The sequence below is a fragment of the Echinicola sediminis genome, from assembly GCF_054777495.1.
Map to the genome: position 1 here is coordinate 41,824 of NZ_BAAHAP010000037.1, position 15,505 is coordinate 57,328.

The following is a 15,505-nucleotide window of genomic DNA, read 5'->3' on the forward strand; positions in this document are numbered from 1 at the left end:
ACATTAACTCTTAGGTTTATCATCCTTTTTCACCCATATCATTGCCACTTTACCTCTAGTTCGCATGGATTCCATATAGCTAATAGCTTGAGGGGTTTCCGTAAAAGGATAGGTCTTTTCGATATGAACACTAATTTTTTTGTTTTGAATTAAAGTAGCCAAAGTCTTTAGATCTTTTGTATTGGGTTCAGCTGTGAATTGAACCAGGGGGAATTTGCTAAAAGCCCTGTTTAAAAGTACCGAAATCATGTGCCTCATTGTTGTGAAACCTACCATAACCCCTCGCTCCCCCATGCGTTTGAAGTCTTGATGGGAAAGATTGCCATGTGTATCAATAACGAGCTTGTATTTTCCCCTGTGTTCGTGAATGCTTTCTTGGTCATAAGCAATGAAATGATCTGCACCCAAGTTCTTTACAAAATTAACATTTTTAAGAGAACAAACAGCTGTTACTTCGGCACCAAAGGCCTTTGCAATTTGTACGGCAAAATGTCCAACGCCACCTGAAGCACCATTGATCAGTACCGATTCCCCTGTTTTAAGCTGTCCATGGTTAATAACCGCCTGCAAAGCAGTTATCCCGGCCAAAGGAAGGCAAGCCATTTCAGGAAAATCAGTCTTTTCTGGCATGATAGCACAAACACTTGTAGGCATACTTGCATATTCAGCAAAAGCCCCACCTGAAAGCATTTCACCAAATACCCGATCTCCTACCTTAACATGGGAAACATTTTTTCCCACTTTTTCTACAATGCCTGCAAAATCAGCTCCCAGAATTTTATGTTTTGGCTTGAACAAGCCGAAGGTAAATCGTGCAAAATATGGCTTTCCCCTTAAAATGTGCCAGTCGGCTGGATTGGCTGAATTAGCCATTACCCTAACCAGAAGATGATCATCCTTCAGAATAGGATCTTCCACCTCTTCTAATCGAAGTATTTCCGGCCCACCATATTTTGATTTTCTAAATGCTTTCATATCACATTTTCTTCAGTTTAGGAGGATAGGTCGTCTGGCATTAGGTAACCACAAAGAGCACAAAAGTTTTCACGGAGGTCGCTAAGCTTTTGTTTTAACCCGGATTGTGCAATAGGATTCGTTATGAGGGCTGAAAATGCAAGAAAATCAGGCTGTTTGGAGACTGAGGCATAGCACCGCTATGGTGAAGTCGAAAACAGCAGGGAAGCGACTGATTTTAAAGCAGTTTCAGGCCGCAATAGATTTTCTATTGCATATTTCGGGTTTTATTACCTTTTATAGAGGGATAAGGAGGTCGGGTTGTCAGATTTCCCGGTTTTTGTGCTAAGTCATTTTAGGTAGGGAGATATTCGGCAATTATTTCTTTGCTGTCCAAATAATCCACGATGTCAACTTTTGAAGTTTCCATTTTTTTTACTGCGTAGTCTTTTCCGAATTTCTTTAGCTTTCTTACTGGTTTTTTTGTTCAATTACCCTTATTACTTTACAAGGATTGCCTGCAGCAAATACATCTGCGGGAATGTCTTTGGTCACCACACTACCGGCCCCAATGACACTTCTATCCCCAATTTTCACCCCGGGACAAATAACGACACTTCCTCCCACCCAAACATCCTCTCCAATGGTAATCGGTTTTGCGTATTCGCGCCCTGAACTTCTCTCAATATGATTAATGGGATGTGTGGCCGTGTAAATTTGTACATTTGGTCCAAACATGGAACGGCTCCCGATGGTCACCGGCGCAACGTCGAGTACTATGCAGTTGAAGTTGAAAAATACACTTTCACCAACCGTTATGTTGTAGCCGTAGTCGCAATAAAAGGGCGGCTGTACCCACAAATCCGGGGCGGCATTGGGAAGAAGCTCTTTAAGTACATGGCTTCTTTCTGTTGGCTTGTCCTCTCTTGTTTCGTTGAGTGTCTTTATCAGTAGCCGGGCCTGTATTCTGTCTTCCACCAATTCTTCGTCCAATGGGGCATACATTTTACCGGCAATCATTTTTTCTTTTTCAGTTTCCATCCTTTGAAAGTAATGTAATCGGGTTGTCCATACAAATTTGCCAGGAAAGAGTTTGAAAGTTAACCGTACCTTTTGGAATTAAAGTACTTAACCTTGTTTGCCTGTCCGGAGTTTTACTTTCTTCTGCCTTAAGGCCGTTAGAATATGTCTTTTCCCTTCGACAGGCTCAGGGACCAATATTCGACAGGCTCAGGGACCAAGATTCAACAGGCTGAGGAACCATGAGTTCTGTTATCTCAAGTATAAGTTGTCCTGACTCCATTAGCAGGAGCAATCCTAGCAAAAAGAAAGGGATCTCAAGTTCATGTATAATTTACTATGACCCCATAAGTAGGAGGGATACTAGAAAAAAAGAAAGGCTGGATAAGAAATCTAGCTCAGTGTAGATTATAAACGCTACTATCATTTTAAGACCCTTGACTTAAGTCAGGTATTTCGGCATAGTGTTCCGTATACATGATATCATTTTCTTTCCAATATGCCTTAAGAGCCGTAAGAATTATATTGTACTGATCATTTCTTTTTAGATTGAAGCCAAATAATAAACCATAGTTCTTTGGGTTTTCAGCAGCTAGTGGGTTCGATAACAAGTTACCATATATCATTTCTCTAAATATAAAAATGCTTCCATCTTTGTATTTAAACTCAACCAGAAAAGTAGTGGAGGTGGGTCCATTAGGCTTATGAACAACCGCTTCAAATTCTTTTTGTTGGCTCAATGAATCAAAAAGGTAAGTTGCACTTCCCAATAACATGGTTGTCATGAGCGAAATTTTTTCTAGTTTACTGGCAAGTTTAAAAGTACCTCTCTCAAACTTCTTAAAGCTCAATAAGTGTCCCTTTTTCATTTCAGAGGTTGATAGGACAACAGGAAATCTTTCGCAGAAATTTTCAATTTTTTTGTCAGAAAATTGGGCAACAGCCTTGGTTAGACCAAAAAAGGTACAAAGTATAAATATTAAAATGAGAATCTTCTTATGCATAATTTTCATAATGACTGCTTCTTAAAAAAGGCCTAAGCCAGTATCGCTTCCCAACCTTCCAATCTTTCAATTTTCCAATCTTAAATCACTCCCTCACCTGCCCATTCCCCCGTACTATCCACTTATAGGAGGTCAGTTCTTCCAGGGCCATAGGGCCACGGGCATGCAGTTTTTGAGTGGAAATGCCGATTTCTGCCCCTAGTCCAAACTGTGCCCCATCGGTAAAGGCAGTGGAGGTATTGGCATAAACGGCCGCCGCGTCCACGGATTTTAAAAACAGTTCAATGACCTTTTCATCCTCGGCCACCACGGCCTCACTGTGTTTGGAACTGTGCCGGGCAATATGCTCCAAGGCGGAATCCAGATCGGGTACGGTTTTGATGGACATGGTCATGGCCAAAAACTCGGTTCCAAAATGCTCCTCTTCCGCAGGAAGGAGCAGCTCAGCAGGATAACTGCCTTTCAAAACCTCAAAAGCTGCCTTATCGGCATAGATTTTCACTCCCTTTTCTCCCAATGGCTTGGAAATTTCTGGTAGGGCCTGGAGTTTTTCCTGGTGAAGGACCAAACAGTCCAAGGCATTGCAGACACTGACTCTTCTGGTCTTTGCATTGGCAATGATATTGGCGGCCTTTCCATTGTCTCCGGATTTGTCCAGATAGGTATGGACGATGCCCGCCCCGGTTTCGATCACCGGCACTTTTGAATTTTCCCGGACAAAATTGATCAGTCCCTGACTGCCTCTTGGGATGATGATATCGATATAGTTCACGGCCTGAAGCATTTCTGCTGTAGCTTCCCGCTCAGGAGGCAATAAGGTGACAATATCAGGGTTGATGCCGTTTTTTTCCAGCACTTTGTGGATAAGGCCGACGATTACCGTATTGGAGTCATGGGCATTACTGCCACCTTTCAGGACCAGGGCATTGCCTGATTTGAGGCAGAGGCTGAAAACATCAAAGGTCACATTGGGACGGGCTTCATAGATGATGCCGATCACACCCAGCGGCACAGAGACCTTGCTGAGCTGCAGTCCGTTCTCCAGCGTTTTTTTGGCCAGCTTTCTGCCCAGCGGGGAGGGGAGCTTCACCACATTTAAAATATCTTCGGAAATGCCCTCGATCCGCTCTTGGGTAAGCTTCAGCCGGTCATATTTCGGGTCCTGCGGATCCATTCGGTCCAGGTCCTTTTGGTTGGCCTTGAGAATTTGGGGAATACTCTCCCATGTCAGCTTGGCCAGGTCTTCCAGGGTCCTGTTTATCTGCACTTCAGAAAGCAAAGCCAGCGACCTGCTGGCCTCCTTTACTTTGGAGAAAGTCGTTTCTAAATTCATCTTAATGGTTGTTTTGGTGGAGGTAAAGGTAATCGTAATGGATAATGGGTTTTTGATTGGCCTGGCCTATTTTTTCCGTAGCCACTTTTGCCCCATAAGCCGCCTTACCCAGACCAATTTTCTTGCCATTTTCTGCGACGATCCTTATAATCTCTCCTTTTATAAAGTCACCTTTGACTTCCAGTACCCCAATAGGCAGTAGGCTGGTGATCTTATCTGATTTCAACGCGTTTTCAGCACCGGCATTGATGATGACTTCCCCTTTTGAATATTGGTCAGCATGGGCGATCCATTTTTTGGAACTCTGCTTGGCCTTGGAGGGCTCGAAGTAAGTACACTTCAACCTTCCATGGTAATAGTCAATCAGCACCTCCTCACGCTTGCCATTGGCAATGGTCACGCCTATGCCCAGATCAGCTGATTTTTTGGCCATATGCATTTTGGTCAGCATACCGCCCCGCCCAAAGGAACTCTTGGAAGAAGAAATATAACTGGCCATAGAAGGGGCTTTGGTCCCGACATGCTCGATCAGTTCCGCGTCAGGATCACTGGGATGTCCCTTGAAGATGCCGTCTACATTGCTGAGGATAATAAGGTTTTGGGCATCCATCATGGCTGCTACCAAGCCTGCCAGTTCATCATTGTCGGTAAACATCAGCTCTGTCACGGAAACCGTGTCATTCTCGTTGATCACTGGGATGATATCGTTTTTGAGCAGGCCTTCCAAGCAGTTTTTCATATTGAGGTAATGCTTCCGGTCCCTGAAATCACTTTTGGTGACCATGATCTGGGCGATGCTGCTTTTGAGCGCCCCAAAGAGGCTCTTGTAGGAGTTGATCAGCTCTATCTGCCCCACAGCGGCCAATATCTGCTTTTGGACCACTGGATCGGTTTTTTCTTCAAAGACCGTTGACTTTCGTCCAAAGGCCACTGCCCCTGAGGTGATCAGAATAAGTTTGAGGCCCTGTTCGCGGAGGTAAACCATCTGCCGAACAAGGGATTCCATACGGGACTTGTCCGGTGTTCCGTCTGCCTGTGTAAGGACATTGGAACCTATTTTGATGACGATTGTATTTCCCTTGCGATGTAACATACCGATGTATTTGTATTCTAAACTGATACCAAAAATAGCAAGGAATATCAGATTTGGCTATAGTTTTTTTCGGTGAAATTTTTTAAACAGTATTGGGTGTTTTTCAATGAAAATCAGTTTAAGTGTCTCACGGATAGCACAGAAGTACGCAGAATTTGCTATTTTAAGGATAAGCAATTTATTTTTTAAGTGATGAAAGTTGAAAACAGTTTAAGTTATAAAATAAGAGGAGCAATTTTTAGAGTCCATTCCGAACTTGGTCCAGGGTTACTCGAGAGTGTATATGAGAAAGCTCTTATTTTGGAGTTAAAAGAGGTCGGACTGGTGGTCAAATCCCAGGTTCCTGTACCTGTAATTTACCGCTCTGTAAAGTTGGCGATGGGGTTTAGATTGGATTTATTAGTAGAGGATCAGGTGATACTGGAAATTAAATCAGTAGAGAATCTGTTGAATGTTCACAAAAAACAGCTTTTAACTTATTTGAAACTATCAAAGAGGTCTTTAGGGTTCTTGATTAATTTTAATAGTGCTTACTTAGTTGATAAGGAGAGCCTTATTCGAATAATTAACTGAAATTTTTCTGTGATTTTCTGTGTTTTCTGTGAGATAATACATTATGTTCTAGTGAAACAATTGTTTTTTAGGTCTACCCCCCTTAACGACAGGTAGATCCCTGGAATCTGAAAGAAACAAGATGGAAGATGCGATGAATAGCCCATCGTTTGGATTAGAAGGAAATTGGTGCTAATATTCATTTTTGTTTTTTATTGAAAATTGGGATGCAAATTCCCGGAGATTGACATTAGTACATTTAGTATGGGGCAATTAATCATTGATTTCAGTAATTGGATATGGGGCTGGCCACTGCTTTACCTTTTACTGGGCGGAGGAACCTTTCTGTTTTTGTATTCTGGCCTGATACCTTTTAGGGGTTTCCGACACGCCATGAAAGTGGTCGGGGGCAAATATGACGACCCTACTGCGAATGGGGACATTACTTCTTTTCAGGCCCTGTCTTCAGCTGTGGCGGCCACTGTGGGATTGGGGAATATCAGCGGGGTGGCCTTGGCTATCGGAACCGGAGGTCCGGGAGCGATCTTTTGGATGTGGGTATCTGCTTTTGTGGGTATGGCTACCAAATATTTTACCTGTACCCTGGCCATCATGTACAGAGGAAAAGATAGCTCGGGACACGTTCAGGGCGGTCCCATGTATGTGATAGAGCAGGGCATGGGCAAAAAGTGGAGGTTTTTGTCCATCATTTTTTGTGTGGCAGGAATCATGGGACTGCTGGCCATCTTTCAGGCCAATCAGCTCACTGATGTTATCCGGGTGGTACTGTTAAAACCTTATGACCTGGATCATGGAGCGAGCACAAGATGGATCTTAGGGGTTTCCATGATGTTGCTGGTGGCCACAGTGATTCTTGGAGGCATCAAAAGGATTGCCTCAGTAGCCTCCAAGTTGGTGCCTTTTATGGTCTCCTTGTATTTTATCAGTGTGCTGATCATTTTGTTCAGGTTCCACGATCAGGTGGTTTCTTCCTTTTTGTTCATATTGGAAGATGCTTTTTCGGGCAAAGCGGTGTTGGGAGGTTCGGTGGGAGCAGTGATCATTACCGGAGCCAGAAGGGCTGCTTTTTCTAATGAGGCAGGCATCGGGACGGCACCTATGGTGCACGGGGCCTCCAAAAATAATGAACCGGTCCGGGAAGGGCTGATCGCCATGCTGGGGCCATTTATTGATACCATTGTGGTTTGTACCCTGACTGCACTGACCATCATGGTCACCGGTGTTTGGGAAAGCGGTGAAAAGGACGGGGTTTTGATGACCCTGTCGGCATTTGAAAGCGGTATACCCGGAATGGGAAAATACTTGCTGATGGCGGCAGTATTGGTCTTTGCGCTCTCTACCATGTTTACCTATAGTTATTATGGCCATAAATGTTTCAACTACCTGTTTGGAGCGGATAAGGCAGATTATTACAATTACTTTTACCTGGTGACCATCGTTGGCGGTGCGGTGGTTTCCCTGCAGGTGGTCATGAGTTTTGTGGACGGTATGTATGCGGTGATGGCCTTTCCGACCATGATTTCCGCCATTTACCTTTCTCCCAAAGTGGTGGCCGCCACCAAGGATTATTTTAAAAGAATGAAAGGCATGAAATGATGAAAATCCTGGTTGCTCCCAACGCCTTCAAAGGAACCATTACCGCAGCAAGGGCCGGTGAGTTACTAAGCGAATGCCTTTCAAGCCGCTTTCCGGATAGCAGCATCGAGCTTTGTCCCATCGCCGACGGAGGAGATGGAACCTGTGATTTACTGGGTAAGTCCCTGCAGCTGAAAAAGTTGGAAACAGCAGCATTGGATGCGGTGGGTAAGTTTAAACAAGGGTTTATTTATTTGAACAATGGTCAAAAAGAAGCCCTGTTGGATATTTCTTCTGTCAGTGGCCTTCAGGGCCTGAAGTCTTTTGAAGTAGATGCACGTGTCACCAGTAGTTATGGTACAGGCCTACTGATCAGAAGGGCCATAGAGGAGGGGGCCGAACGACTTATCCTTGGACTGGGGGGGAGTGCCACGGTGGACATGGGAACAGGAATTTTACGGGCATTGGGTTTTGTGTTTCTGGATAAAAAAGGTAGGGAAATTCCCGTCTATAGCCCTGATTTTTTGAACCAAATCGCCCATATCCAGTTGCCAGTCAAAAAATGGGATATCCGTTTTACCTGTCTTTGCGACGTGAACAATACCTTTTTTGGGGATAAAGGAGCCGTACCGGTTTTTGGACCTCAGAAAGGCTTAGAAGAGGATGGTCTGATGGCTTTTGAGAAAGGGGCAGCAAGGCTGTTTCAATTGATGCAAAGGAAAAGCAAAAGGAACCTGGCCGATCAGCCGGGATTCGGGGCGGCAGGGGGCATTGCTCTGGGTTTAAGTGCTTTTTTTCCGGTGGACATCAAGGTTGGGGCCAGGTATTTTTTTGATCAGGTAAATATGGAGGAAAAGCTGAAAAAGGCAGATTGGGTGATAACAGGGGAAGGAAGGTTTGACCAACAGTCAGCAGGAGGGAAGGCCAGTTATGAACTGTTGCAAATGGCCAAGAGATTGGGCAAGAAAACTGTCATGATCACTTCTGGAGATGGAAAAGAGGCTTTGTCTGCCGGTTTTGATAAAGTAGTTTTGTTGCCGGATCTAGATCTTTCAAATACGCATGTCCATAGTAAAGCGGAAAATAACCTCAAAGAAGCCATGAACCAGTTCCTGAAAAAGGGAGAATTGGGATAAAAAAACTCCCCAGTATAACTACCGGGGAGTGAGTGGGAAATTTAATCTTTTACTTCTTCTCTGCCATCGGCATGAATGGCAAACCTTCCTCTCTCCTTAGGATGGGTTGGTTCATAGTTGGGCCAAGGCCATCCGCCAAACTGTGTCTGCTGGAAATCCAGCATGGCCTGATGGATTTCTTCCTTGGTGTTCATTACAAAAGGGCCATGTTGCACCACAGGTTCGTTGATGGGTTTGCCCTGCAGGAACAGCAGCTCCGCTGGCTGATTGCCGTTGACGAAGGTGATTTCCTTTTCTGAAAACAGGTCCAAAGAATGTCCCTCAGGGACTTCAAAACCTTCGGCACTCAGTTGCTTTCCTTTGTAGAAAAACAATGACCTGTTGATCCCCTCATCCGTTGCAGGCAGGGTCCATTTGGCATTGGCCTCCATTTTGATGGTCCAAATGGCCACTTGGTTGTTAGGATCTGCCGCCCAGGAATCAGGGTTAGGAGCAGGAGCTTTGGTTTCACCAAATTGACCGGCTATGATTTTGATCTTGGTCTTATGGCCGTTTTCATCCGTTTCCGTATGAACCGGAATAGTGTCTGCCCAGAGCATTTTGAAATGAGCAGGAACGTTTTTGTGTGATTGGGGAAGGTTCAGCCAAAGCTGAAACAGCAATAGGGGATTTTCCTTGTCCTGATTCAAAAGGGGGAACATTTCACTGTGCATCACCCCTTTGCCCGCTGTCATCCACTGCACATCTCCTTCTCCAAACCGGCCGGCAGCACCCAAAGAGTCGGAATGGTCTGCAAAACCTCTTTCCACCAGCGTAACGGTTTCAAAACCTTTGTGGGGGTGGGCCGGAAAGCCGGGAACTTTGCTTCCGTGATACATTCTCCATCCGTCCTTTTTGGTAAAGTCCTGGCCTATATTCCTACCGTCCATAGTAGCCTTAGGCCCCAGGTTTTCGTTACCAGCAGGATACACATCCAAATGGTAAGCGCAAAACAAAAAAGGATCCTGGGTCTGCCATTGGAACCCCAGTTGTCTTATTTTCTTTACTGCAGTATCTGCCATATTCTCCTCCTTGGTTATAATTAATGTAGTTGAATTTAATGTATATACATTTATTTGGATAAAAAGGTTTCATTGTCCGCGATAATTGTTTGGAGTCCACTGTTGATGGTCGACGGTCGACCGTGGACTTTCCATTAAGGATCAACATTATCCAGGGGATGCTTTCCTTCCAACTACTGAGGGCTGGTGGTAGTGTACTTATTTTCTATTTCTTTTAACTTTTGGTCAATCATCTCTCTGCTAAGCCATTGGCCCCTTACCATTACCCCGGCCGGTTGTTGCATATGGCGGATATCCTCCAAGGGGTTTTGGTCCAGCAGGATGAGGTCCGCACTTGCTCCGGCTATGATTTCACCAAACTTACCTTCCATGCCAAAGTACTGGGCAGGGTTTACCGTTCCTATTTGGATGGCCTCCAGTGGGCTGAGCCCAAGATCTACCATGTCCTGTAATTCATGTTGTATTGAAAAACCCGGGACATTAAAAACCTGCGGGGCGTCGGAGCCCAGTAAGAGTCCCTGACCGTTTTTGTGCAATGACAAAATAAGCCGTTTTCTGAGCTTGATAAATGCTTCCCATTGCTCGGCGTTATATTCTTCGTTCTCCGTTAGGTTTTGCTTACTGCTGATCCAGTTTTCAATGACTTCAGGGGCCATGTATTTCATTTCAGGCTGACCGGCAAGTTCATTGGCAGGAAGAGGAGAAAACCATCTGGTGAAGAGGGTTTGAGTAGGGACCACCCACACTTGGTTTTCCTTTGAAAGTCGAACGAGGGCATCGATTTTTGAGGAATCGGCCAGGCGAGTGAAGTTATATCCGAAAAATCCATTTTCAGTAGGATTGACATTTTTCGACTCCGGTACCAGGCCCTCCAGGTATCCGTCCACATGGTCAATACTGGCATAGCCACTTTCCAGCGCATGCCGGATGCCTACCAAGGTGGATACATGGCCCGCAAAGGGGATGTTTACCTCCTTGGCCGTTTTGACGATTTGATCAAAAACATGCAAACGGATACCGGGATGAAGTTTTAGAAAGTCGTACCCCTCCTCCTTGTATTGCCGGATTTTTTCATCGGCCATTTCAGGTGAAGTCACCGTGCTTCCATTCAGGGAAGGACTGGAAGTATATATCCTTGGGCTGAGGAGCTTCATGCTGTCAGTTCTTGCCCTTAACTCTAAATGAAGGGGATGCCCCAGCATACCGCGGATAGTGGTGATACCGTTAGAAAGGTAGAGGAAAAGGGTTTCCTCCATTTGGGGATCATTCCACATCACCGAAGGAATATGGGCGTGCATCTCAGCCAGCCCTGGAAGCAGGTATTTACCTTCCCCATTGATCAAAGTAGCTTCTTCCCAAGACTTGGAGGAACCAGGATCAAGGATTTCCTTGATGGTATCGGCGGAGACCACCACATCGCTTTTTCTGATTTTACCACTTTTCACATCAATGATGTTCACATTGGTGATTACCTGAAGTGGGCTGAGGATTTCTTTTTCTTTGGTAGCACCATTTTGACAGGAAGAAACCATTAAGAGAATTAAGGGAACGAAAAATAGAAATAGTCTCTGGTTCATAGGGCTGTGGATTGATCTCACTAAAACTAATACATTTTCAGGTCATTGAAAACCTGATAATTAACTATTTTATTGACTAACGTTTAAGTAATTTGACTAATGGTTTTTCAGGCCTCCTGCGGTATCTGGAGGAGGATTTTACCGATGTGCTGGGAACTCTCCATAAGGGTATGTGCCTCAGCGGCACGGTGCAAAGGGAAGGTTTTATAGATCACCGGGTTGATTTTTTCACCAAAAAGCGGCCAAATATGGATCAGCAGATTTTTGGCAATTTTACCTTTGTATTCGATGGATTGAGGCCTAAGCGTGGAGCCCGTAATGATCAGTTGTTTTTTCATTACCTGAAGTAAGTCCACCTCACCGATTTTGCCTTTCATGGCATTGATCATTACCAAGCGTCCGTAAGCTTTAAGTAGGTTTACATTTTTTAAGGAGTAAGCTCCGCCGATCATATCCAACACGATGTCTACTCCTTTCTGACTGGTATAGTCCAAGACTGCTTTTTCAAAATCCTCCTCATTATAATGAATGGCTCTTTTGGCGCCTATGGACTCACAAAAAGCACACTTTTCCTCGGAACCCGCAGTGACCAGTACCTTGCCCCCCATGGCTTTGATCATCTGTATGGCAGTCACTCCGATACCGCTGCTTCCTCCGTGTACCAAAACCGTTTCTCCAGCCTCGAACTGGGCAATATCGAATACATTGTTCCAAACGGTAAAAAAGGTCTCCGGTAGAGAGGCTGCATCAATCAGCGAAACCCCGTCAGGTACGGGAAGGCACTGGGCAGCAGGAGCGCAGACATATTCCGCATAGCCGCCGCCAGAAATGAGGGCACAGACTTCATCGCCTAATTCAAAATTTTTGACCTCAGGTCCCATGGCAGTGATGGTTCCCGAAACTTCAAGGCCTGGAATATCGGCCGGTGCGTCTTTGGGTGCGGGGTAAAATCCTTTTCGCTGGATGATATCGGGACGGTTGATCCCTGCTGCCACCACTTTGATCAATACCTCGTGTGCCTGTGGTTTTGGAATATCCCTTTCCTGTACCTGTAAAACTTCCGGCTTTCCCGGTTCCGTGATAACAATTGCTTTCATAAATCCACGATTAATTCAAAGAATAAATATAATGATTCGCTTTGCAGTACTGAAAATAGTAAAGAAGGATCGTACCTGAGCAATAATTATAAAAAATCCCATGCTTTTGGATATTAATGATTTAATGAAATAATTTTCTTTTTGATAAAATATTACAGCAAGAATTTCTACTTATATAATATTTTGTGTGTATTGGTAGATAAATAATATTTATCTGGTGATTTTGAAGTGGTGTGGGGTCAAAAGGGAAGTTGTTTCGTGAATGAATAATAATATATTTGTTTAGATAACATTCATTTAAAAAACCGCTGATACACGTATGGAACAAATTATTTATGTAGTCCCCGCCATGGGGATTTTGGGTTTAATAGTCATGGCGATTAAGTCTTCCTGGGTAAGTAAACAGCCCACCGGGGACAAAACTATGGTGGAACTGGCCGGATATATCTCCAGAGGAGCCATGGCATTTTTAAAGGCAGAGTGGAAAGTGCTGTTTTATTTTGTGGTGATAGCAGGCATCATTCTGGCCTGGTCGGGGACCCAGGTGGAGAATTCCAGTCCGGTAATTGCGGTTTCATTTGTATTGGGGGCTTTTTTATCGGCATTTGCAGGCTATATCGGGATGAACATTGCCACCAAGGCCAATGTGCGCACCACCGAGGCGGCAAAGACGAGCCTGTCCAAAGCGCTGAATGTGTCCTTTGTCGGCGGTTCTGTGATGGGACTTGGAGTGGCCGGTTTGGCGGTTTTGGGAATGGGCTCTTTATTTATTGTGTTTTACCACGCTTATGTGGTTTCTGTTGGGGGAGAAGTCAACGGTGTGGATATGGAAAGGGCATTGGAAGTGCTGGCAGGCTTTTCATTGGGTGCGGAGTCCATCGCACTGTTTGCCCGTGTGGGCGGAGGTATTTATACCAAGGCAGCCGACGTGGGAGCTGATTTGGTAGGAAAGGTGGAAGCCGGTATCCCGGAGGATGATGTGCGAAATCCTGCCACCATAGCCGATAACGTCGGGGACAATGTCGGGGATGTAGCCGGAATGGGGGCCGACTTGTTCGGTTCTTATGTGGCCACCATTTTGGCTTCGATGGTTCTGGGAAGAGAGATCGTTTCCAATGACCAGATGGGAGGTATCGCCCCTATACTTTTACCATTGGTGATCGCAGGAACGGGGCTGCTGTTTTCCATCATCGGAACAGTATTCGTAAAGATCAAAAGCGAGGAAAGCAGTGTCCAGGCAGCATTGAACAAAGGAAACTGGATTTCCATATTATTGACCGTGGCTGCTTCCTATTTCATAATAGATTTTATGCTTCCTGATGGGCAAATGGTGATGCTACGTGAAGGGTCTCCCAGCTTTACGAAAATGGGCGTTTTCGGAGCAGTATTTATAGGGTTGGTTGTAGGCGCCTTGATGAGTATGATCACTGAGTATTACACTGCGATGGGAAAAAGACCGGTAAACAGTATTATTAAGCAATCTTCTACTGGACATGCGACCAATATCATAGGTGGTTTGTCTGTAGGAATGGAATCCACTGTTTTACCGATCTTGGTGTTGGCAGCAGGGATTTATACCTCCTTTTTAAGTGCAGGATTGTACGGTGTGGCCATTGCCGCTGCAGGAATGATGGCCACTACGGCCATGCAGTTGGCCATTGATGCATTCGGTCCGATCGCAGATAATGCTGGCGGAATAGCAGAGATGTCCGGCTGTGACAAGAAGGTGCGGGAGCGTACCGATATTCTGGATGCGGTGGGCAATACCACTGCGGCTACGGGAAAAGGTTTCGCGATTGCTTCTGCGGCTTTGACGGCCTTGGCGCTTTTTGCCGCTTATGTTGGGCTGGCAGGTATCAATTCGATTGACATTTATAAAGCAGATGTTTTGTCCGGCTTGTTTGTAGGGGCCATGATTCCGTTCATATTTTCTTCCCTGGCCATTGCCGCTGTAGGTCGGGCAGCCATGGACATGGTCAATGAGGTGAGAAGGCAGTTCAAGGAAATTCCAGGGATCATGGAATATAAGGCCCAGCCGGAGTATGATAAGTGCGTGGCCATTTCTACCAAGGCTTCCATCCGGGAAATGATCGCTCCCGGGGCGATAGCCTTGCTTGTCCCGATCATAGTAGGCTTTAGCTTTGGTCCTGAGGTGTTGGGGGGAGTCCTCGCGGGGGTGACCGTTTCTGGAGTATTGATGGGGATTTTTCAGAACAATGCCGGTGGTGCCTGGGACAATGCCAAAAAGTCCTTTGAAAAAGGCGTGGAGATCAATGGACAAATGGAATACAAAGGTTCCGAGCCTCACAAGGCATCGGTGACGGGAGATACAGTAGGGGATCCTTTCAAAGACACTTCGGGCCCTTCAATGAACATTCTGATCAAGCTGACTTCAATTGTTTCATTAATCATAGCTCCGCACATTTCTGAATTGCCCCATGGAAACACAGAGGCTTTCGAGCAGGAGGCAAAAGAAATAATGATGGAAGATAAGGAAGCGGAAATGGTTTCCCTTCGTGATTCAGGTCTATTCCCGGAGGTGGAGTCAGAAGAAGTGCGATAATAGGTCCAAATGATTTTCAAACAAAAAGCCCTGCAATGCATTGCAGGGCTTTTTGTTTGTTCCAAATCCTGGTTTTTAAACCCGGATTGTGCAATAGGATTCGTTATAGCCTGTCCCGACGACTGTAGGGAAGGGCTGAAAATGCAATAAAATCAGGCTGTTTGGAGACTGAAGCATCCGCCTCGGATGGTGAAACTGTCTAGCCGCCAGGCAGAGTCGAAAACAGCAGCGAAGCGACTGATTTTATCCGCCGCGGCGGATCAGGCCGCAATACTTGTGCGCCGTGGCGTAGATTTTCTATTGCATATTTCCATCTAACTTATGTCATAATCTCAGTTCAAGTTTCAAAGACGTCATTCCGAGGCTTGGCGTAGGATTGCGAGAAGGAAGCCGTGGGAATCTCATAATAAGAAGATTGCCGCACCCTTTCCTCCCACACTTACCCAAGCACAAAAGGGTTCGCAATGACGCAGCGATCCTATTTCACTGCTTTTAAATCGAACTCAGGTTCATAAGTTA

Annotated in this window: 12 protein-coding genes; 4 read left to right on the plus strand and 8 right to left on the minus strand. The window is 45.3% G+C overall.

The window, feature by feature from the left end:
• Nucleotides 1-3: 3 nt before the first annotated feature.
• From ACYVAA_RS11380 to proB, 5 genes are all read right to left on the minus strand, one after another.
• Nucleotides 4-975: an NAD(P)-dependent alcohol dehydrogenase gene (locus ACYVAA_RS11380; protein WP_460541679.1), complete on the minus strand. Its 972-nt coding sequence runs from the start codon at nt 973-975 to the stop codon at nt 4-6.
• A gap of 450 nt (nt 976-1,425) precedes the next feature.
• Nucleotides 1,426-1,995, minus strand: a complete 570-nt coding sequence (locus ACYVAA_RS11385; RefSeq protein ID WP_460541681.1) for a sugar O-acetyltransferase — start codon at nt 1,993-1,995, stop codon at nt 1,426-1,428.
• 407 nt (nt 1,996-2,402) lie between these two features.
• The gene (locus ACYVAA_RS11390; protein ID WP_460541683.1) at nt 2,403-2,978 is read right to left on the minus strand and encodes a hypothetical protein; all 576 of its coding nucleotides are present in this window, start codon (nt 2,976-2,978) and stop codon (nt 2,403-2,405) included.
• Between the two features lie 85 nt (nt 2,979-3,063).
• Nucleotides 3,064-4,311, minus strand: coding sequence for a gamma-glutamyl-phosphate reductase (locus tag ACYVAA_RS11395; protein WP_460541685.1), 1,248 nt, complete (start codon nt 4,309-4,311; stop codon nt 3,064-3,066).
• 1 nt (nt 4,312) lies between these two features.
• Nucleotides 4,313-5,404, minus strand: a complete 1,092-nt coding sequence (gene proB, locus ACYVAA_RS11400) for a glutamate 5-kinase (protein WP_460541687.1) — start codon at nt 5,402-5,404, stop codon at nt 4,313-4,315.
• A gap of 192 nt (nt 5,405-5,596) precedes the next feature.
• Between proB and ACYVAA_RS11405 the strand changes: the two genes are divergently transcribed.
• The 3 genes from ACYVAA_RS11405 to ACYVAA_RS11415 all read left to right on the plus strand — a co-directional run bounded on the left by ACYVAA_RS11405 (nt 5,597) and on the right by ACYVAA_RS11415 (nt 8,688).
• The gene (locus tag ACYVAA_RS11405) at nt 5,597-5,977 is read left to right on the plus strand and encodes a GxxExxY protein (RefSeq protein ID WP_460541690.1); all 381 of its coding nucleotides are present in this window, start codon (nt 5,597-5,599) and stop codon (nt 5,975-5,977) included.
• 243 nt (nt 5,978-6,220) lie between these two features.
• Entirely contained in the window at nt 6,221-7,573 is a 1,353-nt protein-coding gene (locus ACYVAA_RS11410) for an alanine/glycine:cation symporter family protein (protein WP_460541692.1), read from the plus strand.
• Nucleotides 7,570-8,688, plus strand: a complete 1,119-nt coding sequence (locus tag ACYVAA_RS11415) for a glycerate kinase (protein ID WP_460541694.1) — start codon at nt 7,570-7,572, stop codon at nt 8,686-8,688. The genes ACYVAA_RS11410 and ACYVAA_RS11415 overlap by 4 nt, the downstream gene beginning before the upstream one ends.
• Before the next feature lie 41 nt (nt 8,689-8,729).
• Here ACYVAA_RS11415 and ACYVAA_RS11420 read toward each other — a convergent pair whose 3' ends face one another.
• From ACYVAA_RS11420 to ACYVAA_RS11430, 3 genes are all read right to left on the minus strand, one after another.
• Nucleotides 8,730-9,749: a pirin family protein gene (locus ACYVAA_RS11420; RefSeq protein ID WP_460541696.1), complete on the minus strand. Its 1,020-nt coding sequence runs from the start codon at nt 9,747-9,749 to the stop codon at nt 8,730-8,732.
• Between the two features lie 173 nt (nt 9,750-9,922).
• Nucleotides 9,923-11,326 carry an amidohydrolase family protein gene (locus ACYVAA_RS11425; RefSeq protein ID WP_460541698.1) on the minus strand — a complete coding sequence of 468 codons (1,404 nt, stop codon included), beginning with the start codon at nt 11,324-11,326 and terminating at the stop codon, nt 9,923-9,925.
• A gap of 107 nt (nt 11,327-11,433) precedes the next feature.
• Complete coding sequence (locus tag ACYVAA_RS11430) at nt 11,434-12,423, minus strand: NAD(P)H-quinone oxidoreductase (RefSeq protein WP_460541700.1); 990 nt, start codon at nt 12,421-12,423, stop codon at nt 11,434-11,436.
• Between the two features lie 319 nt (nt 12,424-12,742).
• Here ACYVAA_RS11430 and ACYVAA_RS11435 point away from each other — a divergent pair, with 319 nt between their 5' ends.
• The gene (locus ACYVAA_RS11435) at nt 12,743-14,986 is read left to right on the plus strand and encodes a proton/sodium-translocating pyrophosphatase (protein ID WP_460541703.1); all 2,244 of its coding nucleotides are present in this window, start codon (nt 12,743-12,745) and stop codon (nt 14,984-14,986) included.
• Nucleotides 14,987-15,505: the final 519 nt, after the last annotated feature.

Excerpts from the sequence above, each read along its gene's own strand:
- ACYVAA_RS11410 (WP_460541692.1), top strand. The coding sequence starts at position 6,221 with ATGGGGCAATTAATCATTGATTTCAGTAATTGGATATGGGGCTGGCCA.
- ACYVAA_RS11405 (WP_460541690.1), top strand. The coding sequence starts at position 5,597 with ATGAAAGTTGAAAACAGTTTAAGTTATAAAATAAGAGGAGCAATTTTT.
- ACYVAA_RS11425 (WP_460541698.1), bottom strand. The coding sequence starts at position 11,326 with ATGAACCAGAGACTATTTCTATTTTTCGTTCCCTTAATTCTCTTAATG.
- ACYVAA_RS11415 (WP_460541694.1), top strand. The coding sequence starts at position 7,570 with ATGATGAAAATCCTGGTTGCTCCCAACGCCTTCAAAGGAACCATTACC.
- ACYVAA_RS11390 (WP_460541683.1), bottom strand. The coding sequence starts at position 2,978 with ATGCATAAGAAGATTCTCATTTTAATATTTATACTTTGTACCTTTTTT.
- ACYVAA_RS11430 (WP_460541700.1), bottom strand. The coding sequence starts at position 12,423 with ATGAAAGCAATTGTTATCACGGAACCGGGAAAGCCGGAAGTTTTACAG.
- ACYVAA_RS11420 (WP_460541696.1), bottom strand. The coding sequence starts at position 9,749 with ATGGCAGATACTGCAGTAAAGAAAATAAGACAACTGGGGTTCCAATGG.
- ACYVAA_RS11385 (WP_460541681.1), bottom strand. The coding sequence starts at position 1,995 with ATGGAAACTGAAAAAGAAAAAATGATTGCCGGTAAAATGTATGCCCCA.
- ACYVAA_RS11435 (WP_460541703.1), top strand. The coding sequence starts at position 12,743 with ATGGAACAAATTATTTATGTAGTCCCCGCCATGGGGATTTTGGGTTTA.
- ACYVAA_RS11380 (WP_460541679.1), bottom strand. The coding sequence starts at position 975 with ATGAAAGCATTTAGAAAATCAAAATATGGTGGGCCGGAAATACTTCGA.
- ACYVAA_RS11395 (WP_460541685.1), bottom strand. The coding sequence starts at position 4,311 with ATGAATTTAGAAACGACTTTCTCCAAAGTAAAGGAGGCCAGCAGGTCG.
- proB (WP_460541687.1), bottom strand. The coding sequence starts at position 5,404 with ATGTTACATCGCAAGGGAAATACAATCGTCATCAAAATAGGTTCCAAT.